At 63.9% G+C, this 23,614-nt stretch carries 15 protein-coding genes; 8 read left to right on the forward strand and 7 right to left on the reverse strand.

Going from position 1 to position 23,614, the window contains the following annotated elements:
• Positions 1-13: 13 nt before the first annotated feature.
• The 7 genes from ACY65G_RS15960 to ACY65G_RS15990 form a co-directional block, all read right to left on the reverse strand.
• Entirely contained in the window at positions 14-1,414 is a 1,401-nt protein-coding gene (locus ACY65G_RS15960; protein ID WP_464998297.1) for an FkbM family methyltransferase, read from the reverse strand.
• Positions 1,411-2,646, reverse strand: coding sequence for an ABC transporter ATP-binding protein (locus ACY65G_RS15965; RefSeq protein ID WP_464998298.1), 1,236 nt, complete (start codon positions 2,644-2,646; stop codon positions 1,411-1,413). Before ACY65G_RS15965 ends, ACY65G_RS15960 begins: the two co-directional genes overlap by 4 nt.
• Complete coding sequence (locus ACY65G_RS15970; protein WP_464998299.1) at positions 2,643-3,443, reverse strand: ABC transporter permease; 801 nt, start codon at positions 3,441-3,443, stop codon at positions 2,643-2,645. Before ACY65G_RS15970 ends, ACY65G_RS15965 begins: the two co-directional genes overlap by 4 nt.
• A gap of 148 nt (positions 3,444-3,591) precedes the next feature.
• Positions 3,592-4,332, reverse strand: coding sequence for a Crp/Fnr family transcriptional regulator (locus ACY65G_RS15975; RefSeq protein WP_464998300.1), 741 nt, complete (start codon positions 4,330-4,332; stop codon positions 3,592-3,594).
• A gap of 9 nt (positions 4,333-4,341) precedes the next feature.
• Positions 4,342-4,689: a VanZ family protein gene (locus ACY65G_RS15980; protein WP_464998301.1), complete on the reverse strand. Its 348-nt coding sequence runs from the start codon at positions 4,687-4,689 to the stop codon at positions 4,342-4,344.
• Between the two features lie 34 nt (positions 4,690-4,723).
• On the reverse strand, positions 4,724-5,947 hold the full coding sequence (locus tag ACY65G_RS15985) for a tetratricopeptide repeat protein (RefSeq protein WP_464998302.1): 1,224 nt from the start codon (positions 5,945-5,947) through the stop codon (positions 4,724-4,726).
• Positions 5,944-7,791: a CHASE2 domain-containing protein gene (locus ACY65G_RS15990; protein ID WP_464998303.1), complete on the reverse strand. Its 1,848-nt coding sequence runs from the start codon at positions 7,789-7,791 to the stop codon at positions 5,944-5,946. The genes ACY65G_RS15985 and ACY65G_RS15990 overlap by 4 nt, the downstream gene beginning before the upstream one ends.
• Before the next feature lie 257 nt (positions 7,792-8,048).
• Here ACY65G_RS15990 and ACY65G_RS15995 point away from each other — a divergent pair, with 257 nt between their 5' ends.
• The 8 genes from ACY65G_RS15995 to ACY65G_RS16030 all read left to right on the forward strand — a co-directional run bounded on the left by ACY65G_RS15995 (position 8,049) and on the right by ACY65G_RS16030 (position 23,406).
• The gene (locus tag ACY65G_RS15995) at positions 8,049-9,428 is read left to right on the forward strand and encodes a FecR family protein (RefSeq protein ID WP_464998304.1); all 1,380 of its coding nucleotides are present in this window, start codon (positions 8,049-8,051) and stop codon (positions 9,426-9,428) included.
• A gap of 360 nt (positions 9,429-9,788) precedes the next feature.
• On the forward strand, positions 9,789-12,464 hold the full coding sequence (locus ACY65G_RS16000) for a DUF4214 domain-containing protein (RefSeq protein ID WP_464998305.1): 2,676 nt from the start codon (positions 9,789-9,791) through the stop codon (positions 12,462-12,464).
• Between the two features lie 159 nt (positions 12,465-12,623).
• On the forward strand, positions 12,624-14,177 hold the full coding sequence (locus ACY65G_RS16005; RefSeq protein WP_464998306.1) for a class I SAM-dependent methyltransferase: 1,554 nt from the start codon (positions 12,624-12,626) through the stop codon (positions 14,175-14,177).
• A gap of 116 nt (positions 14,178-14,293) precedes the next feature.
• Entirely contained in the window at positions 14,294-16,246 is a 1,953-nt protein-coding gene (locus tag ACY65G_RS16010) for a type I secretion system permease/ATPase (RefSeq protein WP_464998307.1), read from the forward strand.
• Between the two features lie 3 nt (positions 16,247-16,249).
• Positions 16,250-17,611 carry an HlyD family type I secretion periplasmic adaptor subunit gene (locus ACY65G_RS16015; protein ID WP_464998308.1) on the forward strand — a complete coding sequence of 454 codons (1,362 nt, stop codon included), beginning with the start codon at positions 16,250-16,252 and terminating at the stop codon, positions 17,609-17,611.
• 3 nt (positions 17,612-17,614) lie between these two features.
• Positions 17,615-18,973 carry a TolC family outer membrane protein gene (locus tag ACY65G_RS16020; protein WP_464998309.1) on the forward strand — a complete coding sequence of 453 codons (1,359 nt, stop codon included), beginning with the start codon at positions 17,615-17,617 and terminating at the stop codon, positions 18,971-18,973.
• A 228-nt stretch (positions 18,974-19,201) separates the two neighbouring features.
• Entirely contained in the window at positions 19,202-22,801 is a 3,600-nt protein-coding gene (locus ACY65G_RS16025) for an Ig-like domain-containing protein (RefSeq protein ID WP_464998310.1), read from the forward strand.
• A gap of 305 nt (positions 22,802-23,106) precedes the next feature.
• The gene (locus ACY65G_RS16030; protein WP_464998383.1) at positions 23,107-23,406 is read left to right on the forward strand and encodes a TIGR02466 family protein; all 300 of its coding nucleotides are present in this window, start codon (positions 23,107-23,109) and stop codon (positions 23,404-23,406) included.
• The last annotated feature ends 208 nt before the right edge of the window (positions 23,407-23,614 follow it).

The following is a 23,614-nucleotide window of genomic DNA, read 5'->3' on the forward strand; positions in this document are numbered from 1 at the left end:
ATCTAGGGTCGGGTCAGCGCTGTACGCGGTGCAGGTCGCGCAGCACGCGCAGTGCTGCGTCGGGCAGCTCGCCGGCCACGGCGGCCACGGCGGGTGGTGGAGCTGTCTGCGCCGCCGCGGCTGTCGTGGAGGAGGCTTCGTGGCTGCGCAGCAGCACACGGCGGGCCAGTTGCACGAGGCGCGGGTTGCGGGCCACCTGGCGCCGCACGAAGAACGCCAGCTTGGGCCGTGCCAGCACGAAGTGGATGGCGCGGCGCAATACGGCCTTGACGCCGACTGCCGCATGGTGCTGTGCCGGGCCCAGCACGCGGCGGGCGCGGCGCTGTATGCGAACACGCAGCAGGTTGGCTTCGCGCAGCGGCCTGGTCAGGCGCCACGACAGGCTCGTGACCACGCCGGACAGCTCGCTCGAGGCAAGCGCCAGCGCGGGCCGGATCACCACCAGTTCGCCGTTTGCGGCACCGAGCTCGCTGCTGATGCGCTGCACTTCGGCATTCACGCGCGCCAGTTCGGTGGCCAGTGCTTTCGCTTCCCATTCGGCCGATTCGGCGCGCACCGTCAACGGCTGCACCAGCGCCTCCGCCACGGTGGCTCGCTGCGTCATCTCGCGGGCCAGCTCTTCCTGTTCCGTCAGGTGCGCATGCTTTTCGCGCCATTCGCGCACATGGGCCTGCGCCCAGGTGCGTGCTTCCTCGGCGTCCGCTTCGGCCGTGGCGGTGCGGTTGCGCCATTCGTCCAGCGGCCAGCCATAATGGTGGCCCTCCGCCAGCACGAAGTCGTCGGCGGGATGCGGCGGCAGGGCCAGGGCGGCGCGCAGGTCGCCGCGGCCCGGCGCCGTGTAGAACACGCTGTGGCCGTTGACGTGGGCGACGCTGTAGCCGGCCGCCTCCAGCGCGGTGCCCACGCCGGCCTGTGCGTCGGCCAGCACGATCCAGGGCTGCCAGCGGCGCAGGTCGAAGCCCTGCAGCACGCCCGCCGCATCGGCGCCCGTGCCGATCTTCAGCAGGTGCAGTGCCGGCAGCGGGTGGGCGGCCAGGATCGCGTCGAGCGTTTCGACCGGCACGCGGCGCAGCACCACGGTCTGGCCGGCGGCGACGAGCGCTTCGGCGCGCGTGGCATCGAAGGTGGAATCGCCGCTTTCCGGCACTTCATGGAACGCCGCTTCGCCCGCTTGCGGCGCGGCGCCGATGCCCAGGTTGATGTCGGCCGGGCGCTCGATGCGCAGCCGGCGCAGCAGCCCCGGTGCCGGTTCCAGGTTGATGCCGTGCCAGCCCCGTTCGTACAGCGCATGGGTGGCCGAGGCCGCGCGCGGATCGCCGGCGCCCACGTCAAGGTAGTTGCCGGGCGGCGCATCGCGCAGCGCGCGCCACAGCAGCACGTCCTCGAAGTTGGCGGCGTAGCTGATGAAGGTCATGGCAGGCTCCCATGGTGCAGCGCGATCTCGGGGTCGAGCCAGGCACAGCCCTCGAAATAGGCGTGGTTCAGGTTCATCACTTCGAAGACCAGCGCAAGGTCGCGCCATTCGTAGTTGGCGGTCAGGTGGTTGTCCGAGCTGTGCAGGGCCGTGGCCACCGAGTAGGTGCCTGGACCCAGGTTCAGCGGGAAGCTGAAATCGAAGCGCAGGCGCTGGCCCGCCTTCATGCCCACCAGCGGCAGCTTCTTGTGGAATGTGTTGGTGCCGAAGATCGGCTGGCCCAGCCGGTCCTTGATGCGGTAGCCGAGCGTGAGTTCGGCCAGGTCGGCATGAACGGCCACGTCCACGCGCAGCGTGACCGGGTTGCCGCTGCCGTGCACCTCGGCCGGGCGGCCGTTCGCATCGAGCAGGGCGATCGCCTGCACCGTGGCTTCGCCCGTACCGGAAATGGTCTGCACCTTGCCGTTTTCCTGTTCCTCCTGGCGCACGTTCTCGCCTTCGCGGTCGGCCAGCATGGCGTTGTAGAAATCCATGATCTCCTCCGGCGAGCCGGCCTTGCGCACGCGGCCCGCGTCGAGCAGGATCGCGCGGTCGCACACGGACTGGATCGCGCCCTTGTCATGCGACACGATCAGCAGCGTGGTGCCCTGCTGGCGGAACGCGCGGATCCGTTCGAAGCTCTTGTGCTGGAAGTAGGCATCGCCCACCGACAGTGCCTCGTCGACGATCAGCACGTCCGGCCGGACGGCCGTGGCCACGCTGAATGCAAGGCGCATCTGCATGCCGCTGGAATACACGCGCACCGGCTGGTCGATGTATTCGCCGATCTCGGCGAATGCCTCGATCTCCGGCATGAGCCGGTGCAGGTCGTCCATCGACAGTCCGATCAGCTGGCCTGCCATGAACACGTTCTGGCGGCCGCTGAAATCGGGGTGGAAGCCCATGCCCAGTTCCAGCATCGCGGCCACGCGGCCTTCCATCGACACCGTGCCGCTGGTGGGCATCGCGGTGCCCGTGATGAGTTTCAGCAGCGTGCTCTTGCCGGCGCCGTTGATGCCGATGATGCCCAGCGCTTGGCCGGGTTCCACCGTGAAGCTGACATCCTGCAGCACATGGACCAGTTCGTGCCGCGGCCGGTTGCCGGGCATGATCCATTCGAGCAGCCGGTCGCGCTGCGTGGGATAGCGTTTGTAGGCCTTGCCCAGGCCCCTGACTTGAATACGGCCGTTCACAGTTCGTCCACCATTTCTCCCGCGCGTTTCTTGAACAGGTGCATGCCGAGCGCGCACAGCACCACGGCCAGCGCGGTGGCTGGCAGCAGCGATTCCCATTGCGGCAGCGCCTGCCGCACCAGGATGTCCTGGTACCCCATGATCAGCGGCGCCATCGGATTCCACGCCAGCAGCGGGCGCACGTCTTCCGGCAGCGCGGTGACCGGGTACACCACCGGGGTGAACCAGAACCAGAACTGCAGGCAGATGTTGAAGAACTGGCCCACGTCGCGGAAGAACACGTTCAGCACGCCCAGCACCATGCCCAGGCCGATCGCCAGCATCACCTGCAGTACCAGGAGCGGCACGAGCGCGAGGAAGGGCCAGCCGGGGAAGTTGCCGGACAAGAGCAGGAAGATCGTAAACAGCCCGAAGATGATGCCGAAATTGAGCAGCGCGTTCAGCACCACGATGATCGGCAGGCACAGGCGGGGGAAGCTCAGCTTCTTGATCAGGCCCGCGTTGTCGATGAATACCGCCTGCCCCCTGGTCGTGATCTCGGCGAACAGGTTCCATGTCAGCACGCCGGCGCACAGGTAGATGCTGTAGGCATAGGCCGTATCGACGCCGGCCAGCCGGTTGCGCATCACCTGCGAGAAGATCACCGTGTAGACGAGGATCATCGCCAGCGGATTGAGGATCGTCCACGCGGCGCCGAGGATCGAATTGCGGTATTTCGACTGGAATTCGCGTTTGACGCTGCCGGCGATGAAGCCGCGGTAGGCGGCGATGTTGCGCAGTCGGCCCAGGATGATCATCGGGCGGCTCCGGGCCGGCACGGCAACTGTGCGTGCGGCCGGTATTGCAGGGTAGGTCGATGCATGCGTCGGGTACTTTGTTGTCTTTGAGTTAAGCTCGGGGGCGAAATTATAACCGAGGCGCCATGCGCCCCGGCTGGCGGGAAGGTCAGGCCGGGCCGTCGACGAGCTTTTGCAGGTCGTTCGGTTTCAGGATGATCAGGCGGTGCGTATCCTTCTGGATGATGCCCTGCTGCACCAGCGTGAGCAGCGCCCGCGTGACGGTTTCGCGGCTGGTGTTGATCATGTTGGCGATATCCTGGTGGGTAGGCAGGTTTTCCACCACGTCCGGCTGGCCGGGCTGGCTTTTCTTCATCTGCACCAGGAATGTGTAGATACGGCGCGTGGTGCTGTTGATCGACAGCAGCGAGCGGAATTCCGAGTCGCGCTGGATCTTTTCCGCCAGGTGCCGCAGCATCTTGTTGGCCACCGAGGGCGAATGCGAGAACAGGTGCAAGGCCGCGGGTGCCGGCAGGAAGGCCACCAGGACGGCACTCATCGCCACCACGGAAGCGGTGCGCAGCGAGCCGCTGATCACGGCGATCTCGCCGAAGAAATCGCCCGGCGCCAGCATGCGCAGGCCGATGGCGCGGCCATCTTCGGTCACGTCGATCACCTGCAGCTGGCCGGAAAGCAGGAACAGCAGGCCATCGCCGGCACCGCCCTTTTGCAGCACCACGTCGCGCTTGGCATGCTGGCGGAAGCGCAACTGGGTCTTGATGCGCATGACCTCTTCGTCGGACAGGTCGGCCAGCAGCGGGATCTTGCGCAGGTGTACCTGCACATTCTGCGAAGGAGGCGGTTCGGGAGCGGTGTCCTGGTCGGCCACCAGTTCGGGTTGCGTTGTCATCACGATACTCTACAAGAAAAACAGGCCATGCCCGCCAAGCTGGGCGAAGCCGACCACGAGCGCGGCGCAGGCCAGGCCGGCGGCATTGGCGACCTGGTCCGGCCAGCTGAAGCCACGTCCCGGTACCAGGCGCTGCAGGCATTCGATCGCCAGCCCCGCCATGAAAAGACCAAGCGCCCACCATGCAAACGCGCCCCAGCCGGGCGCGATGCGTGCCGCCAGCAACGCCAGGGCGGCATAGGCGCCAAAGTGCATCAGCTTGTCGTTCGGCAGTGGCGGCAGCCATTCGTTCGGCAGCAGGCAGCCGGCAAGAACACCCAGCATCAGGACGGCGAACAGTATTACCTCTATATGCATCAAAAACCAGTCGTCAACGTAAGCAAATGTAATGTCAGCGGCCATCCCAGCGCCAGGTCAGGGCGACTTGCCGGCCGTCGTACTGGAAGATCGAGATGTTCTCGCGGTTACGCACCTTGCGCCATTCCAGCTGCAGCGACTGCTCCGCCGTGAGGGGGTAGATGAGCGATGCGCGGGCCATGGTGGTGCGCTGCCGGCGGGCGTTGTCGATCAGGCCGGGAGCATAGGCATCACCCCCTGTCCAGCGCTGGCTGCTCAGGTCCATCTCCCCTTCGACGCGCCCGGCCAGGATGCCGCGCGCGAACAGCCGCGCGGTCCATCCATGGCGATCGCCTCCCGGACGGGCGTCGCGCGCCCTGTCGTCCAGGTAGCCCAGGCTCGCCTGGCCCCACAGGCCCTTGCTGCGGTAGCCCAGGATGCCGCGCAGCTCCAGGGTCAGCGAGTCGAAATTGTCCAGCGTGCGGTAGTGCGTGTAGGCAGCACCGCCCAGCATGCTCAGTTCCATGTTCTTCGGCAGGCGCAGTGGCGCGGTGGCGCGCAGTTGCAGTTGCGCCTGCTGCTGGTACAGCTGGCCGCCGAGGGTCATCATCCCGCCCATGGCGATACTGCGCATCCGCCAGCCGCCGGCGCGCCACGGGTGTTCCACCCCGCCGAACAGCGACAGGGTGTCGTAGTCCGAGACATGGTCGTTGCGGCGGCCGTGCAGCTGCACGAAGCCGAAATCGCCGCTGTCGTTCAGGTCCCCCATGTATTCCCCGGAGACCTGCGTGTAATGGTCCGGGCGCGGCAGGTATTCGGGCAGCAGTTCCAGCGGGGTGCCATCGCCGGCCACGAATTCCGGATTGCGCGCACCCTGGTTGACATTGGTGTCGTAACCGCGCTGTGCCTGGATCGACCACAGGGCGCTGCGGCGCGCATAGCGGCAACCCTGCTGGCGCTGTTCGTCGATGAGCCGGCGCACGCCCTCCGGGGGATCGAAGCGCGCCTCGATATCCGAGAACAGCACGAATGCCCTGTCGGCATGGCCCAGCGCGCAATGCAGCATTGCCAGGTCGAGCGTTTGGGCCGGGCCTTCGGCACCGGCGGCGATCATGCGGTCCAGGGCGTCGACGGCGTCGGACCGGCGCCCGTCGCCGAGCGCACGCATTGCTTCCATATAGAGGTCCGGCGCTGCTGCGGCGGCAGGCTCCTGGGCCCAGGCAAAGGCCAGGCACGACGACAGCAGGGTAGCCAGCAGTGAACTCAGTAGCTTTTTCAAGTCGTTCTTTCGATTGCCAGCGCGGTTGGCGTGTAGAGCGTCGTTTCCTCGTCGCGCCCGCGCAGCACGATCCTGCCCACCTCCGTGACGGCGTGCCGGCGGACAAGCCCCGCGGTGCCGGGACCGACCAGGACGTCGGCCGGGAAATCCCGCGCAGCGGTTTCGAGACGGGACGCGACGTTGACGCTGTCGCCGACGGCAGTATAAATGCTGCGTGCGGCGGAGCCGAAGTCGCCGGCCATGGCTTCGCCGCTTTCGATGCCGATCCGCACCCGAATCGGTGCCAGGCCGGCGCCCTTGCGCTGCGCGTTGAACTGCCGCATTGCGGCCATGATCGCCAGCGCCGCGTCCAGCGCGCGGTCGGCATGGTCGTCGACCGGCAGCGGCGCTCCCCAGAACGCCACCAGGCCATCGCCGGTGAACTTGTCCAGTGTGCCGCGGGCCTCCAGAACAGGCCCGGTCAGGCAGCCCAGGAAGTCGCGCGTGAGCTGCGCGGCCTGTTCGACGGGCAACGCGGCGACGTGGGTGGTGTAGCCCTGCATGTCCGCGATCAGCGTGGTCACCTGCAGGCGCCGCGGGGCCAGTGGATCGGCCAGGTTGCTGCGCAGCAGTTCATCGACGACCGCCTCGGCCACATACTGGCGCAGTGTGCCGAGCAGTCGGCGCGAGTGGCGCTGGGCCAGTTGCCAGGCCAGCGGTACACCCACAGCCAGCAGGAACACGCATGACAGCAGGGGGCCGGTGACCGAGAACACGGCGTCATGCGGGACCATCGCCCATGCCAGCGCCAGCCACGCCAGGGCGGACACGAGCAGCAGTCCCACGTTCATCCACGCGGCAAGGCGCGGCAACGCATACAGCATCACGCCGGCGACCAGTATTGCGTAGGTAATCGCGATCGCCTGCCCCGGCCAGGGGGCGGGCGCGGTGCCGTCGTGCACGTCCAGCAACGCCGTCAGCGCGGCGGCGTGCACCAGCAGGCCGCTGGTATTCGGACTGAGGGGCGTAGCCACGCGGTCCGCCAGGCCAAGGGCGGAAGAGCCGATCAGCACATACTTGCCACGTATCCACTCGACGGGAACGGCCGGGTCCAGAATGTCGGCCGCCGGCACGACCGTGTAGGCTTCCCAGGCGCGGCTGTATGGAATACGGCGCAGGCCATCGCCAGCCTGCAGCCCCCCTGTTGGCCCCTTGTCGCCCTTGCAGCATTGCACCATCGCCAGCGACAGTGCCGGCCAGCGCCGGCCCTGGTACCAGGTCTGCATCGGCAGGCGGCGCAGCATGCCGTCATCGTCCGGCAGGAAACCGATGTTGCCGAAACGCCCCGCCTGCGCCAGCGCCGAATGGTTCGCTACATAGCCCCGGGCCTGCACAGCCTCGCCCGGCGCGCCCGGTATGCCACCGGCAAGCGTGCCGACATGCAGTCCGGCACTGCCGTCGAAGATGAACGACTGCGGCATGACCACGGGACCGAAGCGGGCCAGTGTCGCGAGCCGCCGGTCGCCGTCGGCATCGGCCGGTTCGGGCAGCACGATATCCAGGCCGATCGTGCCCGCGCCGTAGGGACCAAGCAGGTTTTCGATGAGGTGTGCCAGGCGTTCGCGCGGCCAGGGCCACGGGCCGAAGCGGCGCAGGCTCCCTTCGTCGATGTCGATGACGACCACCCGTTCTTCCGGCACGGTGCTGGCATGGGCACGCGACAGGAGATCCCGCAACCGTTCTTCCCCTGGCAGCGCGGCGCCTTTCCATTGCGCCACCGCGGCAATCGCCACCGCGCAGGCGGCTACCAGCCCGCGGGTCAGGGGCGCCAGGGCGGAAGAGCGGGAAGGGGAGACGGCTGTCATCGAAGGGTGGTAACGAGGGGAGATATTGCGCTCAACATACAAGTATAACGCCTGGCCATGCGAATCTTCAGGAAAGTTGTCATCTATCAATATCAATCTGCAAGCTGCGGCGTTCCTGAAACCGTGAGATTTCGTAACAGGGGTAGGGACGGCAAGGTGCGTGCGCTATATTGCTTGGTGAGTACAAGGGATTTGTGACGCACATCACAGAATTTTAGTCTTGATGCGCGACAATTGCAGTTATGAGGAATACCGTCATGTCCAACGATCGTTTCAGTCTCCGCCGTGTCGCCGTGGGGTGCGTGCTACTGGCCGCCTGCTCGGGCGCTTTTGCGGCCGAGGCCGGCCGCATCGTCTTCGTCTCCGGCCAGGTGCAGGTGGGCCGCCAGCCCGCGGCGCTGAACGACGCGGTACAGGAAGGCGACGAAATCACGACCGGCCGCGATGGCTATATTTATGTCAAGACGGTCGACGACGGCCTGCTCGTGCTTCGCCCTGCCAGCCGGGCCCGCATCGATGCCTATCATATCGATCCGCAAAATCCGGCCAACAGCCGGGTGAAGCTGGAGCTGCTCGACGGCGTGGCACGTACCGTGTCCGGCAAGGGCGTGAAGGCTTCCCGCCAGAATTTCCGCTTCAATACGCCCGTTGCCGCGATCGGCGTGCGAGGGACGGATTTCACCGTGTTCACCGATCAGGAAACGTCGACTGTAACGGTCCTGTCCGGCGCAGTAGTCGTCAGCGGCTTCGGTGGTAGCTGCCAGCCGGGAGGCGCCGGGCCGTGCGAGCACCATGCCAGCCGCGAGCTGTCGGCAAACCATGGCGACCAGATGCTGCAGGTGCGCCGCGGCCAGGCCGAGCCGCGGCTGTTGCCAAGCGGCAAGGGTGCACCGGACGTGGTGGCGCCCCCTCACACGGATGAGCCTGGAAAGGGCACGGGCACTGCGAGCACTTCCACGGAGCCGAGTCTGGATCCGCAGAAGGCCAGCAGCGTGCTGCAGCAGGGTCTTGCCTTGCGGCCGACGAATGTGCCGCCGGCCGTGACCGAACCGGTCGCGCCGCCCGCGACTGAGGAGCCACAGGTGTCGGTGCCCGAAGTGCCGCCGCCCCTCCCGTTGCCGCCGCAGCCTCCCTTGAATACGCTCGTGTGGGGCCGGTGGGCAGCGGTTGCCGGCGCGGCCGGAAACATCGACCCTGCCGCCATTGCTGCCGCGGGTGGCAAGGTGGTCGCGACCAATGCCTATTATTCGATTTATAAAACGGCGGGATCGGATATTCAATTGCCGCAATCGGGAACCGCGGGATTTTCCCTGAGCCACGGTGAAGCGCTGGTGTCGAATGCCGCGACGAAACTTATCGCCAATGCATCGCTCGGCAATGGCCAGTTGAATGTCGATTTTGGCGCCAGGACTTTCACGACCGGTTTTGATTTGACGGCTGGAAATGAAGTGTTCCGTCTCGGGACGTCCGGCAATTTATCGGCCAATGGCGCCATGTCGGCAACGAACCAGTTTATCCCCGGGCGCAATATGGCTGTCAGTGGAACGATCGGATCGCGCAACGATGCCGCCTACGTGTTCTCGTCACGAATCGATGCGCAGCGTACGGCCAATGGCGTGACTTACTGGGTAAAATAGTTGCACCCGCCAAGGCAGCGATGCCGCCGATGACGGATTCAAAAAGCGCTGCTTCGGCAGCGCTTTTTTTTCGTGCGCCGTCCGATTCCATAAACTCTTACACTGCCTGTCGCGTTAGCTCGCCCGCATGCCAGCTTGCAGAGCCATAGATGAAAGCGTGGTATTGCTTTTCATATACTCATCTTCGATAATGCGCCGCGGAGTTTTTTTTCTTGAACATGTGAAAAAAAACGACAAATACCCTGTCCTTGTGACGGCTGTCACATTCCAGGGTTTGTGTCTTCTGCCATCATGGCTGCTGTGGTACTGAATGCAGTGCGACGCAAGCAGCTAAATCTAATCCCCTAGGAGAGTTACTCAATGACCACCGCTACCGAAATTCAGCAACTGTACGTTGCTTATTTCAACCGTCCTGCCGATGTACTGGGCCTGCAATTCTGGCTGGACCGCGCCAACGCGAACAGCATCGATTCCGTCGCCAACGAATTCGCCAACTCGGACGAATATCGTGAAACCTACGAAGGCCAGTCCGCACTGGAGCAAGTCAACGCCATCTACAACAACCTGTTCGGCCGTGACGCTGAAACCGCAGGTCTGCTGTACTGGGCAGGCAAGCTGACCCGCGGCGAAGAAACGTTTGGCTCGATCGCCCTGACGATCGCCACGTCCGCGCAGAACGCCGACCTGGTCGCCATCACCAACAAAGTGGCCGCTGCTGAAGCGTTCACCGGTTCGCTGACCGACGCCGACGAAATCATCGGCTACTCGGGCGATGCAGCCAACCAGGTTGCCCGCAACTGGCTGTCCGGCGTGACCGACGCAGCTTCGCTGGCCGCGGCAACGTCCGAAGCAGCACTGGAAACGGTTGCTCAAGCAGCAATCGACGCTAACGGCGGCGGCACCACGACCACCCCGATCGCCCTGACCGCTGGCGCCGACACCCCGGCCGGCACCGCACGCAACGACGTGTTCAATGCCCTGTCCGTGAACGCCACCGGCGCTGCCGCATCCACGTTCACCTCGTTCGACGTCATCGACGGCGGCGCTGGCAACGACACGCTGAACATCTACACGACCGCTTCGGAAAACGCTACGTTCCCGTCGAGCGCAACCGTGAAGAACGTTGAAACCGTCAACATCTTCAATGCTGGCGCAGCTGCTGCCCTGGCAGACGCTTCGAAGTTCGAAGGCGTGACCGCCCTGTGGCAGATCAACGCCGCTGCAGAGGTGACCAACCTGGGTGCCGCTACGACCGCTGGTCTGCGTAACATCACCACCGTTGGCACCACCAAGTTCAACACCACCGACGCTGCCGCTGCTGCAAGCGTGGCCCTGGCAAATGTCGCCGAAGGCAATACGCTGCAAGTCGTCGCCGGCGCTGAAGGCAAGCTGGCAGCCGTGAACCTGTCGGGTTCGGTTGCTGATGCCGACAAGGATGGCAAAACCAACACCAACCTGAACGTGACCGCCGGCAAGGACGTGGAAACGCTGACCGTGAACACCGGCATCGACACGACGCTGACCGTCACCAACGGCGCCGGCACGAAGGCCGTCAGCACCGTCAACGCAGCAGCATCGACCGGCGGCATCACTTATGTCGCAGGTACGGGCGTGGCGAACATCACCACCGGTTCGGGCAAGGATGTCGTGACCCTGGCTACCGTGACCGTCAAGGACACGGCTGGCACCGCTGTCGATGAAACCGTGACCGGTACCGTGAACACGGGCGCCGGCGACGACAAGATCACCGTCAACGTGACCGGCGACGGCAAGGCTGTCGTGATGGCTGGCGACGGCAACGACACCGTCAACATCGCTGCCCGTGGCACCGCCACCCTGGACATCAACCTGGGTGCCGGCGACGATATCTTCACTTCGGCAGTGGCGATCGCCGCGACCGACAAGATCGACGCAGGCGCAGGCAACGACACGCTGCTGCTGAACCTGGTGGGTTCCGCCAACGTTGGCGCCTTCAGCAACTTCGACGCGTTCGACGCGAAGACCCTGGGCGGCACGCTGGACGTGAAGATCCTGTCGCAGAAAAACACCGTGACTGAAATCGTCACGACCGGCGACGTGGGCGCAAATGCAGAACTGATCAACCTCGGCGCGGATGTAGGCTACCGTGTCAAGGCCGACACCACCGTGGCCAATGCTCTGAAGCTCACCCAGGCAACGGCTGGCGCGCTGACCGTGACCGTGGACATCGATGAAACGGCAGAAGCAACGACGACCGCCACCGGCGCAGACGCTGCGGTGAACGCCACCAACGCCACGAGCCTGAAGGCCGTGTTTGATTCGACCTTCGTGGGCGCAGTGAAAGCCGCTGGCGACAACATCGCTTCGCTGAGCATCACGGCTGCCGAAGCCAAGTCGCTGACCGTGGAATCGGGCGGTACGGTTTCCGTGAACGACGTGAACATCGTCAGCGCAGCCAAGCTGGAAACGATCACCGTGACCGGCGCTTCCAAGACGCAGATCGACGTGACCTCCGCTGTCAAGCTGGCAACGATCGACGCTTCCGCCGCAACCGGTGGCCTGGTAGTCTCGACCGCGGCCTTCGACGGCCTGAGCACGACCGGCGGTACGATCAAGCTGGGTTCGGGTGCTGACGTGGTGACCGTTACGGTCAATACGGCTGCCAATGTGGATTCCCTGGTTGGCTTCGAAAAAGCGCTTGCTGCTGCTGCTGGTGCCGATGCTGCCGCTGCTGAAGCCGCGCTCAAGGATGCCGACCTGGTGACCTTCGGTGGCACCGCTGCCGTGGCAAACGCCACGACCGGCCTGGCTGGTGGCAATGTCAACGACAAGGGCGTGCTGACCTTCACGGGTTCGGGTCCTGCAACGCTGGATGCCGCGATTGTCCTGGCCGCAGCCGCTGCCGAGACGGCTGGCGAAGTCCTGGTGTTCGAATACGTGGGCGACACGTACGTGTACTCCAACGGCGGCGCCCTGGTGGAACTGACCGGCGTGACCGGCGTGACCAACCTGGTCGAAGGTTCCGGCGGCCTGGTGGATCACTTCGCCATCGTCTAATATCGCTCGATATCGCCCCGTTCGCGGGGCGCGACGAAAAACCCGCGGTGGCGACACCGCGGGTTTTTTTTCGCCCCATGGAAAGCGCTCTCCCGGGGGTGCGTAAAGATATCTTATTGTCTATACTCTGCGTTCACTTCGACAGCGATGGGAGCAGTAATGGCAGACTGGACAGCAGGTTACACGGCGGATATCGCCTATACGTATGGCTACTATAATGAGTTGAGTCCGTTGCGGGCGCAGCTGGCCTTTGCCTATGCGGGTCAGGCATTCCCCACCATGGAAAATGCATGCGAACTGGGTTTCGGGCAGGGCGTTTCCGTGGCCATGCATTCCGCCGCCTCGGCGGTGCACTGGGCCGGCACCGACTTCAATCCGGCGCATGCGGCATTTGCCCAACAGCTCGCTGGCCACGGGGGCGCCCCCGTGCAGCTTTCCGACGAGGCATTCGGCGAATTCGCCCACCGCGACGACCTGCCCCAGTTCGATTTCATCGGCTTGCACGGCATCTGGAGCTGGATTTCCGACGAAAACCGCCAGATCCTCGTGGATTTCCTGCGCCGCAAGCTGAAGGTTGGCGGCGTGCTGTACATCAGTTACAACACCTTGCCCGGCTGGGCACCGTTTGCCCCGATGCGTCACTTGCTGAACCGGTATGCCGATGCGATGTCCGGCCCGGCCCAGGGCGCCATCGTCCGCGTGGAGGGTGCCCTCGATTTCGCCGACAAGGTACTGGCCACGAACCCGCTGTATGCGCGTGCCAACCCGGGTATCCAGGAGCGCATGCAAAAGCTCAAGGGACAGAACAAGCAATACCTGGCGCACGAATACTTCAACCGGCACTGGAACCCGATGCACTTCGCGGATCTCGCCGAACACCTGCACGAGGCGAAGCTTCAGTTCGCCTGCTCGGCCAATCCTGGCGACCAGATACCGGCGCTGCACCTGTCGAAGGACCAGCAGGACTTGCTGAACGGCTTGCAGGATCGCGAGCTGCGTGAAACGGTACGCGATTACATGGTCAACCAGCAGTTCCGCCGCGACTACTGGGTGAAGGGCAGCCGCCAGCTGTCGCCCTACGAGCGCCTCGAAGCCATGGGCAGGCAGCGTGTCATGCTGGTGACGGCAAGGGAAGACGTGCCGACGAAGGCGACGGGCTCGGCGGGCACCGCGGAGCTGCGGTCCGCGGTTTACGCGCCTGTGCTCGATGCGCTCGCCGATCACAAGCCTTGCCTGGTTGTCGAGCTGGCCGAACGGGTGAAGGAGCATGGACTGTCGCTGAGTAATGTGTGCGAAGCGGTGATGATGCTGGCCACGCTCAATGTGCTGGTGCCGGTGCAGGAAGAGGCGGTTGCACGGCAGGCGCGGGCGCGTACGGATGCGCTCAATAACGGGCTTTGCATGATGGCCCGGACCAGCAACGACATCACAACGCTGGCCAGCCCGCTGACCGGTGGCGGTGTCACGGTGCCACGCTTCAGCCAGATATTCCTTCTCGCCATGCGCAATGGCCGCAAGACAGCCCGGGAACTCGCAGACGTGGCGTGGAACCTGCTGAATGCACAAGGCCAGCGCCTTGCCGTGGAGGGCGTGGCCCTGCAGGATCCGGAAGCCAACCGTACCGAGCTCGAGCAGCGCGCTCGAGTGTTCCTGGAAAAAGAACTTCCTGTGTTGCAATCACTTTACGTGGCACCCGAGAGTAATATTTTGTGACGCAAATCACATTCTGACGTGAAATAGGCGATAATAGGTGGTTTCGTCCACGTGACGACCCCACCGAATTTCTTATTGCAAGGCTGGTACGGACCACGGTCCAGCCGACGTATTTCATGAAAAAACTACTTTCGCAGCCGCAGAACGAGATACAGCAGGTGCTGGGAACGTTGAAGCGCACGTTCGTCAGCGTGGGCATGTTCAGTGCCGTCAGCAACCTCCTGATGCTGGCCCCGTCGCTGTACATGCTGCAGGTTTATGACCGGGTGCTGACCAGCCGTAACGAGACGACGCTGCTGATGCTGACGTTGCTGATGCTGGGCGCGTTCCTGCTGGTGGCCTTCCTGGAGGCGGTGCGCAGTTTCATGCTGATCCGTGTCGGCGCACGCTTCGACATGGAGCTGAACAAGCGCGTCTACACGGCGGCATTCGAGCAGAACCTGAAGCAGGCGGGCGGCAATGCTGGCCAGGCGCTCAACGACCTGACGAACATCCGCCAGTTCCTGACCGGGAACGCGCTGTTCGCGTTCTTCGATGCCCCCTGGTTCCCGATCTACCTCATCGTCATTTTCTTCTTTGAACCCACGCTGGGCATGTTCGCATTGGGCGGTACCTGTGTCCTGGTCTTGCTGGCGTATATCAACGAGCGCGTCACCCGCAAGCCGCTGGGCGAAGCCAATGCCGTGGCGATTGCTTCGAGCAACCTGGCCACGAACAACCTGCGCAACGCCGAAGTGATCGAGTCGATGGGCATGCTGCCCAACCTGATTCGCCGCTGGTTCAAGGTGCACAGCAAGTTCCTGAACCTGCAGGCTGATGCCAGCCAGAAAGCAGGAACCGTGACGGCGGTCACCAAGTTTGTCCAGACCTCGCTGCAGTCCCTGGTACTCGGGTTTGCCGCGCTCCTGGTGCTGGAAAACCGGATCACGCCAGGCATGATGATTGCGGCGTCGATCCTCGTGGGGCGCGCCTTGCAACCGGTGCAGCAGGTGATCGGCGTGTGGAAGAGTTTCAGCTCCACGCGCAGTGCCTATGAACGCCTGACCAAGCTGCTGGAAGCCAATCCGGCGCGGTCGGCAGGCATGGAATTGCCCAAGCCGACCGGGAAGCTGGCGGTGGAAGGCGTTACGGCAACGCCCCTGGGCAGCCAGACGCCCGTGCTGCGCAGTGTGTCGTTCGGCATCGAGGCCGGCGACGTGCTGGGCATCGTGGGCCCGAGCGGTTCCGGCAAGTCCACGCTTGCCCGGCTGCTGGTGGGGGTCTGGCCGGCGATGATGGGCAAGGTACGCCTGGATGGCGCGGATATCTACCAGTGGAACAAGGCCGAACTGGGGCCGCACATTGGCTACCTGCCGCAGGATATCGAACTGTTCAGTGGCTCGATTGCCGAGAACATCGCCCGTTTCGGCGACGTGGATGCGGAAAAAGTGGTGATGGCGGCCAAGCGCGCCGGCGTGCACGACATGATCCTGCATTTCCCGAAGGGCTATGACACGCCGCTGGGCGACGGTGGGGCGGGACTGTCCGGCGGCCAGAAGCAGCGCATCGGCCTGGCGCGGGCAATGTACGACGACCCGGCCCTGCTCGTACTGGACGAGCCGAACTCGAACCTCGACGACGTGGGCGAGAATGCATTGCTGCAGGCTGTTCAGGAGTTCCGCAAGCGCGGCAAGACCGTGGTGCTGATTACCCACCGCACCAGTGTGATCGTTGCCACCAGCAAGCTGCTGGTATTGCGCGACGGCGCCGTGTCGATGTTCGGGCCGACCCAGCAGGTGCTCCAGGCGTTGCAGGAACAAACCCAAAAGCAGCTCCAGTTGCAGCAGGCACAGCGCCAGGCTGCCGCGGCCCAGCAGGCAGCGGCGCAAGGCACTGCGCCGCCAGCGGGGCAGGCGCCAGCACAATCGCCGTCGCAGCCACCGGCACAACCCCCGGCGCAGCCACAGGCGCAATCACCGGGGGCAGCACTGTCCCAGACCGCAGCTGCCCAGGAGGCAGGGGAAATCGCCGCCCAGCAGGCCATGGCGGAACGCAATGCGGCAGCTCAAGCCGCGAAGGAACAGGGGTAACACGTGGATCTGATCAAGAAAGAGCCGGCCGCGCCGGCCGAAGTCGTCTCGCATGACGTCACGCCGTTGACGGTCAAGACCGATGCCCGCAGCTATAGCCGGCTGGGCTGGCTGGTCGTGCTGCTGGGATTCGGCGGCTTCATGCTATGGGCCACCCTGGCCCCGCTCGACAAGGCGGTGCCGATGCCGGCGTTCGTATCGACGGAAGGCAACCGCAAGTCGATCCAGCACGTCACCGGCGGCATCATCGACGACATTCTCGTCAAGGATGGCGACGTGGTGAAGAAGGGCCAGGTGCTGGTGCGCATGAATAGCGTGCAGGCGAGGTCGCAGGCTGAAACGACCCGTGCGCAATACATCACGACGCGGCTCTCCGAGACGCGGCTGCTTGCCGAGCGCGACGGGCAATCTTCCGTGCAATTCCCTCCGGCATTGGAAGCCTACAAGAACGACCCGCGCGTCATCGCAGGGTTCGAGCTGCAAAAGCAGCTTTTCTCCTCGCGCCGCACATCGCTGCAAAGCGAGCTGGCCGCCGTGAATGAAAACATCGAGGGCCTGAAGATTCAGGCGAAGGGCCTCCAGGAATCGCGCGACAGCAAGAAAGAGCAACTGGTCATCCTGAAGGAGCAGCTGGACAACATGCGCGACCTGTCGAAAGAAGGCTATATCGCGCGTAACCGCATGCTCGACCTGGAACGCACCTATGTGCAGCTCAGCGGTGCGATTTCGGAAGATATCGGCAATATCGGCCGTGCCAGCCGCCAGATCACCGAGCTCACGCTGCGCCGCCTGCAGCGCACGCAGGACTACCAGAAGGAAGTGCGCACTCAGCTTGCTGAAATGCAACGCGAGGCCGAGGCACTGGAAAGCCGCATCGCCGGCCAGGACTACGACCTGGCGAATACCGAAGTGCGCGCGCCGGTCGACGGCACGATCGTCGGGCTGGCCGTATTTACCAAGGGTGGCGTCGTGGGCTCCGGCATGAAGATGATGGATATCGTGCCGGCAGACGATCCGCTCATCGTGGAAGGGCAACTGCCGGTCAACCTGGTCGACCGCGTGCATGTGGGACTGCCAGTGGAAATGGTATTTTCCGCGTTTAACACGAATCGCACGCCGCACATTCCCGGCGTCGTCACCAACGTTTCGGCCGACCGTACGGTGGAAGAACGCACCGGCAATGCGTATTACAAGGTACGCGCCAGCGTGACGCCCGAGGGCCAGAAACTCATCGCGCAGAAAAAGCTGGAAATCCAGTCCGGCATGCCGGTGGAGCTGCACGTGATCACGGGCGAGCGCACGATGATGAGCTACCTGCTCAAGCCGATCTTCGATCGCGCCAAGTCGGCCATGTCGGAGGACTGACCGATGCGAACGACCAGACTGAAGGTGCCACGACTGCCGCGCATGGTGGCCGGCGCATTGCTAGCCGCCGCCGGCCTGCATGCCATGCCTGCTTCGGCGCTGGGCCTGATGGAGGCCTATTCGGCGGCGCTGTCCAACGACCCCGTGTTCCGGCAGGCCATCCAGGATGCCGCGGCAGGCCGTGAGAACCGCATCATCGGCCGTGCCGCGCTGCTGCCGAGCGTGTCTGCCAACTATTCGGCAAACAAGAACTATGCCGACCTGGTGACGCAGACCGCGCTGGGACAGCGTATTCCCAGCGAACCCGAATACATCAGCCGCGTCGCCAACGTGCAGTTGCGCCAGCCGCTGTTCAACCTGGATGCGCTGGCCCGCTACAAGCAGGGCAAGGCGCAGTCGGCCTACAGCGAGGAGCAGTTCCGGCTGCGCGGCCACGAACTGATCCTGCGCGTGGTCTCGGCCTATTGCGACGCGCTGTTCGCCCGTGAGCAGGTTCGCCTGAGCAAGGTGCAGCGCGACATGTATGCCGAGCAGCGTGCCGTCAACGACCGCCTGTTCTCGAAAGGCGAGGGCACGAGAACGGACATGCTGGAAACGCAGGCACGGCTCGACCTCTCCGAAGCCCAGTTGCTCGAAGCGCAGGACAACGAGCAGGCCTCGCTGGCCACGCTTTCCGGCGTCGTGGGCCAGCCGGTGGAATCGCTGGACGAACTGGCCGATACCTTCCGCCTGGCGCCGCTGCCCGAAGGCGGTTACGAAGAGTGGCGCAGGCTGGCGTTCGACAACAATCCCGACCTCGTCAGCCAGACCTTCGCCATCGAGGCTGCCCGGCAGGAAGTCAACAAGAGCAAGGCCGGCCATTACCCGCGCGTGGACATGATCGCCAGCGTGAGCAAGAACACCGCCGAAACGCTGAACACCTATAACCAGGAGTCGAAGAACAAGGCGATCGGTATCCAGGTCAGCGTGCCGCTGTATACGGGTGGGCAGATCAGCGCGGTCAGCCGGCAGGCCGTGGCGGGGCTGGAAAAGGCGCGTGCCGAATACCAGGTCAAGACGGACAAGATCACGGTGGAACTGCGCAAGCAGTACGCCGCCGTTGCCAGCAGCACGTCGCGAATCCGGGCGCTGGACAAGGCCGTGAGCTCGGCCAAGCTGCTCGTGACCGCTACCGAACAAAGCATCAAAGGCGGTGTGCGCATCAACCTCGACCTGCTCAACGCCCAGCAGCAGCTTTATACGAGCCAGCGCGACCTTGCGCAGGCCCGCTATAACTACCTGCTGGCGAAGCTGCGGCTGCGGGCCGCGGCAGGGACGCTGGTCGACGAGGATGTAAGGGAGATGGCGGCTTACTTCCGCTGAGATTGCCATCCACACGATCGCATTGATACCCAATGTCGTAAAGCCCCGCAGTCTGCGCTGTCGGGGCTTTTTTTCAAGTTTTTCAGATAGTTGAGGGCGTCTCCGGATTCACTGATTCAGCGTTACTTCATTAATCGAGCATTTGTGCGCTTGAGCTTCCCGGTTTTGATTACTCTGGCGACACGTCAACCGACGCGACAACCGACGCGAAAACCGCAAGGAGTATCCATGGCGCTTTACACGGAGCAGTTACAGCAACTCTATATCGCTTATTTCAAACGACCAGCAGATGTGGCAGGCTTGGCATTGTGGGAAGCCGCTGCTTCGGATAAAGGGCTGGAAGCGTTGCTGCCATCATTCAGCCAGTCCGCCGAGTACACCGGCCTTTACCAGGGCCTGAGCAATCAGCAGGTGGTGAATGCCCTGTACCAGAATCTGTTCGGCCGCGATGCCGAACCGGCTGGCCTGGATTTCTGGGTCCAGAGGCTTGAAAGCGGCGAACTCTCGCTGGATACTCTTCCGTTGTGGCTGATACGCGGCGCCGGTGCGGATGACGCCCAGGCGCTGGCGCACAAGACTGCCGCCGCCACCGCCTTCACAGACGCGCTCGATACCCCCGCCAAAGCCGAGGGTTACAGTGGCAACGCCGCCAATGACATCGCACGCGCCTGGCTGGCAACCATTACCGACAGCCCGGCATCGGCCACCGCCGCCACAGCCGCCATGGCGTCAGTACTGGCCAATGCAGTCGATGCCGGCAACGGCATCAGCCACGGCACGCTGGTGGACGGGTATATCGCCGGAGCTACCGTCTTTGCCGATGCCAATGGCAACGGCACATGGGATGACGGCGAAGCCAGGAGCGTCACCGACGCGCGCGGCGACTTCACTTTGACCGGCGCGCAGGGCACGCTGATCGCCACGGGCGGCACCGACATCGCCACCAACCTGGCGTTCACCGGCGTAATGATCGCGCCGGAAGGCGCCACCATCATCAACCCGATCACCACACTGCAGGAGATGCTGATACAGCAAGGCCAGAGTACCGACCAGGCGCAGGCCACCATCTCCAGGGTTTTTGATATCAGCGTGGCCAACATCGATTTCGACCAGCGGGACCCACTGGAAGCCGCCTTCCGGCCCGGCGCCAGCGCCGACGACCTTGCCCTGGCGGTGCGGATGCAGGCTGCCGCGGCCAAGATCCAGAATCTGCTGGTCGCGACCAGCCAGGCGCTCACCGGCGCCATGACGGGCCTGTCCAACGCCGACGCCTCGACGGCGGCAGCGCAGGCACTGGCCGAGGTGGTGCGCGCCAATGCCGATGGCGAAGTCAGTCTGGCCGACACGGGCGTGCTGACCGACGTGCTGACCGGCGCCGCCGCGCTGGCTGGCGCCAGCCAGCCCCAAGCCGCCGCGGTGGCCGCCATTGCTCCGGGCTTCAGCGCCATCATGGCGGACACCGCCAGCGCCATCGACACCATCAGCGCGAGTACCACCATGAGCGCAGGCCTGGCGATGGCGCGCATCCTGCAGGTGGAAACCGCGACTCAGGGCACGGTCACGACCGCCATCCATAACGCGGCGGCCAGCGGCAATATCACGCAGGCGACCCAGCAATTTACCGGTACGCAGCTGACCAGCGCCATCCAGGAAACGAAGATCGGCGACGTGGTTCCCGGCGCCGCCCCCGACAGCGCCATTATCGAGATCGTCAATGGTACGGAGCCGAGCGAGGGGCCGGATACCACGCCGCCGTCCGCGCCCACGGGACTGGCGCTGGCTTCGGCCGACGATACCGGCAGCTCGAGCACCGATGCCGTGACCATGAACACCAACGGCCTGACCATCACCGGTTTCGCGGAATCGGGCAGTACCGTCGACCTGTATGAGGATCATGGCGAAGAGGGCATGACGTTGGTCGGTACCGCCACGGCAGTCAATGGCGCCTTCAGCATCGATGTGAACCTCGGACAAGGCTCGCACCGGCTGGTGGCCAAGGCCACCGATGCCGCCGCCAACACAGGCCTCGACTCCAGCCCGCTGACCATTTCAGTGGATACGGAGGGCCCGTCGGGCCTGCAAGTGCGCAGCCTGCAGAACTACGGGGTCAGCTACCTGAGCAGTAACTATGGCGATCTGGTTGTTGGAGGCAATAGCCTGGTGCAGGTGGGCGGCACCAACGGCTTCGGCACCTTGCTGGAGTTCGACAATGAGGACGATGCCTTTGCCGGCATCGACGTTTCCTCGGTATTCGCAAGCGGCCTGACAATGGGCGAAACCAACTACAGCGCCGTGAACGATGTGTTGGTGGGCATTAACGGCTACATAACATTGGGTGTGGGAAATGATTCCTACGATGCCGCCGGCATTGCCGGTTATACGGATAGCCCGATGATTGCGGCCCAGTTCGATGATGTCGACACCGGCAATGGCATCGGCCCGAGCCCCGGCGGCACCTCGACCGGTAGCAACCGTGTCTACTACGATGTGGACTCGGAAACCAATATCGTGACCATTACCTGGGATGATGTGGCGCCGTATTCAAACGAGGATCCCAGTATCCCTGGCAACAATTACACCCAAGGCAATGCATTCCAGATTCGCCTGCACCAGGTGCAGGGCAGCGACTTCGTGATCGAAATGCGCTACGAAAGCATGAGCTGGATTAACGGCAACACTGGCTTGCCGACCGCCGGCTGGACCGCGGGCGATGGCATCAACTACGGCGAGGTGGAAGGTTCCGGCACCGTCGAGATGCTGAACCTGGAAAGCACTTCGAATATCGGGCAAGGCGGTGTTTACCTGTGGGAAGTAAAAAACGGCACAGTCACCCAGAACCTGATCGACGTGGACGACGTGGCGGGCAAGGTCGCATTCGAGCTCATCGCCACTGACGAGACCGAAGGCGATGTGCTGACTTACGCGCTGGGCGACGGCGCGGACAGCCGTTTCTCGATCGTCAACGGCAACCAGATCGCGGTGGCTGACGACGCCGAGTTCGACCTCGATGAGGAGTCCTCGGTCACGCTGCCGATCATGGTGACCGACAAGGCGGGCAACATGCAGCAGAGGGAAGTTGTGCTCACGCTGTTCAGCACGCCGGACCTTACGGCACCGACACTGTCGTCGGCCTCGCCGGCCGATGACGCAACCGGTGTTGCAGTGGATGCTAATATCGTGCTGACATTCAGCGAGGCGATCCAGGCAGGCACGGGCAACATCAGGCTGGTACAGGATGATCTGGAAGGCACCACCATCGACATCGCGATCGGCAGCAACGAAGTGGTCATCAATGGCAGCACCGTTACCATCAATCCGACGGCGGACCTGGTCGATGGCGCCAATTACCATATTGAAGTGGACAGCGGCGCGATCGAAGACCTGGCGGGCAACGATTACGCGGGTATCGGCAATGCTACCACGCTCAATTTCGCCACGGCCGCGGCGCAGGGTGATGATGTTGCCGCACCCCAGTTGGTGAGCACTTCGCCTGCCGACGGTGCCAGCAATGTGCCCCTGGGTGCCGATCTGGTATTGAATTTTGACGAGGCAGTGTCAGCTGGCATCGGTGATATCGAGATCTGGCAAGATACTGGTGAGGGCGTAGTGCTAATCAGTACGATTGCCGCCGCCGATACGTCGCAGGTCACCTTCAATGGCGCGATGATGACCATTAATCCGACCAGCGACTTCAATCCACAGCCCGGCACTTTGCCCCAGTTCTACGTCGAAATCGACGCCGACGCGGTGGTGGACCTGGTGGGTAATCCATTCGCCGGCATCAACGATGCGACAACCTTTAACTTCAATGTCAATGCGCCGATCTGATCGATGACAGTGCTGGACGTCAAGCTGCAACGGCACGACCTGTTCCCGACCCGGATCTGGTCGTTCGAACTGGCTTACCTCCAGCCGCATCTGTCGGCCTGGGAAGGCCATATCCTGCAATGGCGGGCGGACCAGCCGGAAACGGCTGGCCGCTCGAACCGGCAAGGCTGGAACAGCGAAAAGACGGTGCTTGCGCGGCCGGGGTTCGTTCCCCTGGCCGATGCGGTACGGCAGTGTTTCCGCCATGCGCTGCGTGAAATGGCAGTGGCCGAGTCCGTTGAATTCGCCTGGAAGGCTGGGTCAACCTGCACCGGCAGGGTGGCTACAACGTCGCTCACGTCCATCCGAACGTGTTGCTGTGCGGCGTGTTTTACGTCAGTACGCCGGAGGACGGCGGCGCGATCGTCTTCCGCGACCCGCGTCCGGGCGCCGTGCTGTCATCGCTGTCGGCACACGGCATCAATCATGCACAGCAGCATGCCGTGCGGCCAAGTGCGGGACAACTGCTGGTGTTCCCGAACTGGCTGGAACACTATGTGGAAGCCAACGAATCGGAGCAGCCTCGTATCGCCATCGGCATCAATGCCTTGCTGGGACCGAAGTAGGTTTCATCCCGCAGCGCCCCACCCATGCCGCCATGGTCGTCCGTGGGCGCCTCGATTACCCTGGGTATCAGCCACGCCTCGCCTGCGTTTCGCACAGGATGGAACGCCAGGAGCATGCTTGTATCAGCTGCAGAAGTGGATTGTTCTCACGACAAGCAGACCGGAACGAGAATGTCGCCCGCAGATGAAGCATCCTTGTATACCGTGT

It is taken from the genome of Pseudoduganella sp. jia 12 (assembly GCF_055502675.1).

Excerpts from the sequence above, each read along its gene's own strand:
- ACY65G_RS15960 (WP_464998297.1), bottom strand. The coding sequence starts at position 1,414 with ATGACCTTCATCAGCTACGCCGCCAACTTCGAGGACGTGCTGCTGTGG.
- ACY65G_RS15970 (WP_464998299.1), bottom strand. The coding sequence starts at position 3,443 with ATGATCATCCTGGGCCGACTGCGCAACATCGCCGCCTACCGCGGCTTC.
- ACY65G_RS15975 (WP_464998300.1), bottom strand. The coding sequence starts at position 4,332 with ATGACAACGCAACCCGAACTGGTGGCCGACCAGGACACCGCTCCCGAA.
- ACY65G_RS15980 (WP_464998301.1), bottom strand. The coding sequence starts at position 4,689 with ATGCATATAGAGGTAATACTGTTCGCCGTCCTGATGCTGGGTGTTCTT.
- ACY65G_RS15990 (WP_464998303.1), bottom strand. The coding sequence starts at position 7,791 with ATGACAGCCGTCTCCCCTTCCCGCTCTTCCGCCCTGGCGCCCCTGACC.
- ACY65G_RS15995 (WP_464998304.1), top strand. The coding sequence starts at position 8,049 with ATGTCCAACGATCGTTTCAGTCTCCGCCGTGTCGCCGTGGGGTGCGTG.
- ACY65G_RS16000 (WP_464998305.1), top strand. The coding sequence starts at position 9,789 with ATGACCACCGCTACCGAAATTCAGCAACTGTACGTTGCTTATTTCAAC.
- ACY65G_RS16005 (WP_464998306.1), top strand. The coding sequence starts at position 12,624 with ATGGCAGACTGGACAGCAGGTTACACGGCGGATATCGCCTATACGTAT.
- ACY65G_RS16010 (WP_464998307.1), top strand. The coding sequence starts at position 14,294 with ATGAAAAAACTACTTTCGCAGCCGCAGAACGAGATACAGCAGGTGCTG.
- ACY65G_RS16020 (WP_464998309.1), top strand. The coding sequence starts at position 17,615 with ATGCGAACGACCAGACTGAAGGTGCCACGACTGCCGCGCATGGTGGCC.
- ACY65G_RS16025 (WP_464998310.1), top strand. The coding sequence starts at position 19,202 with ATGGCGCTTTACACGGAGCAGTTACAGCAACTCTATATCGCTTATTTC.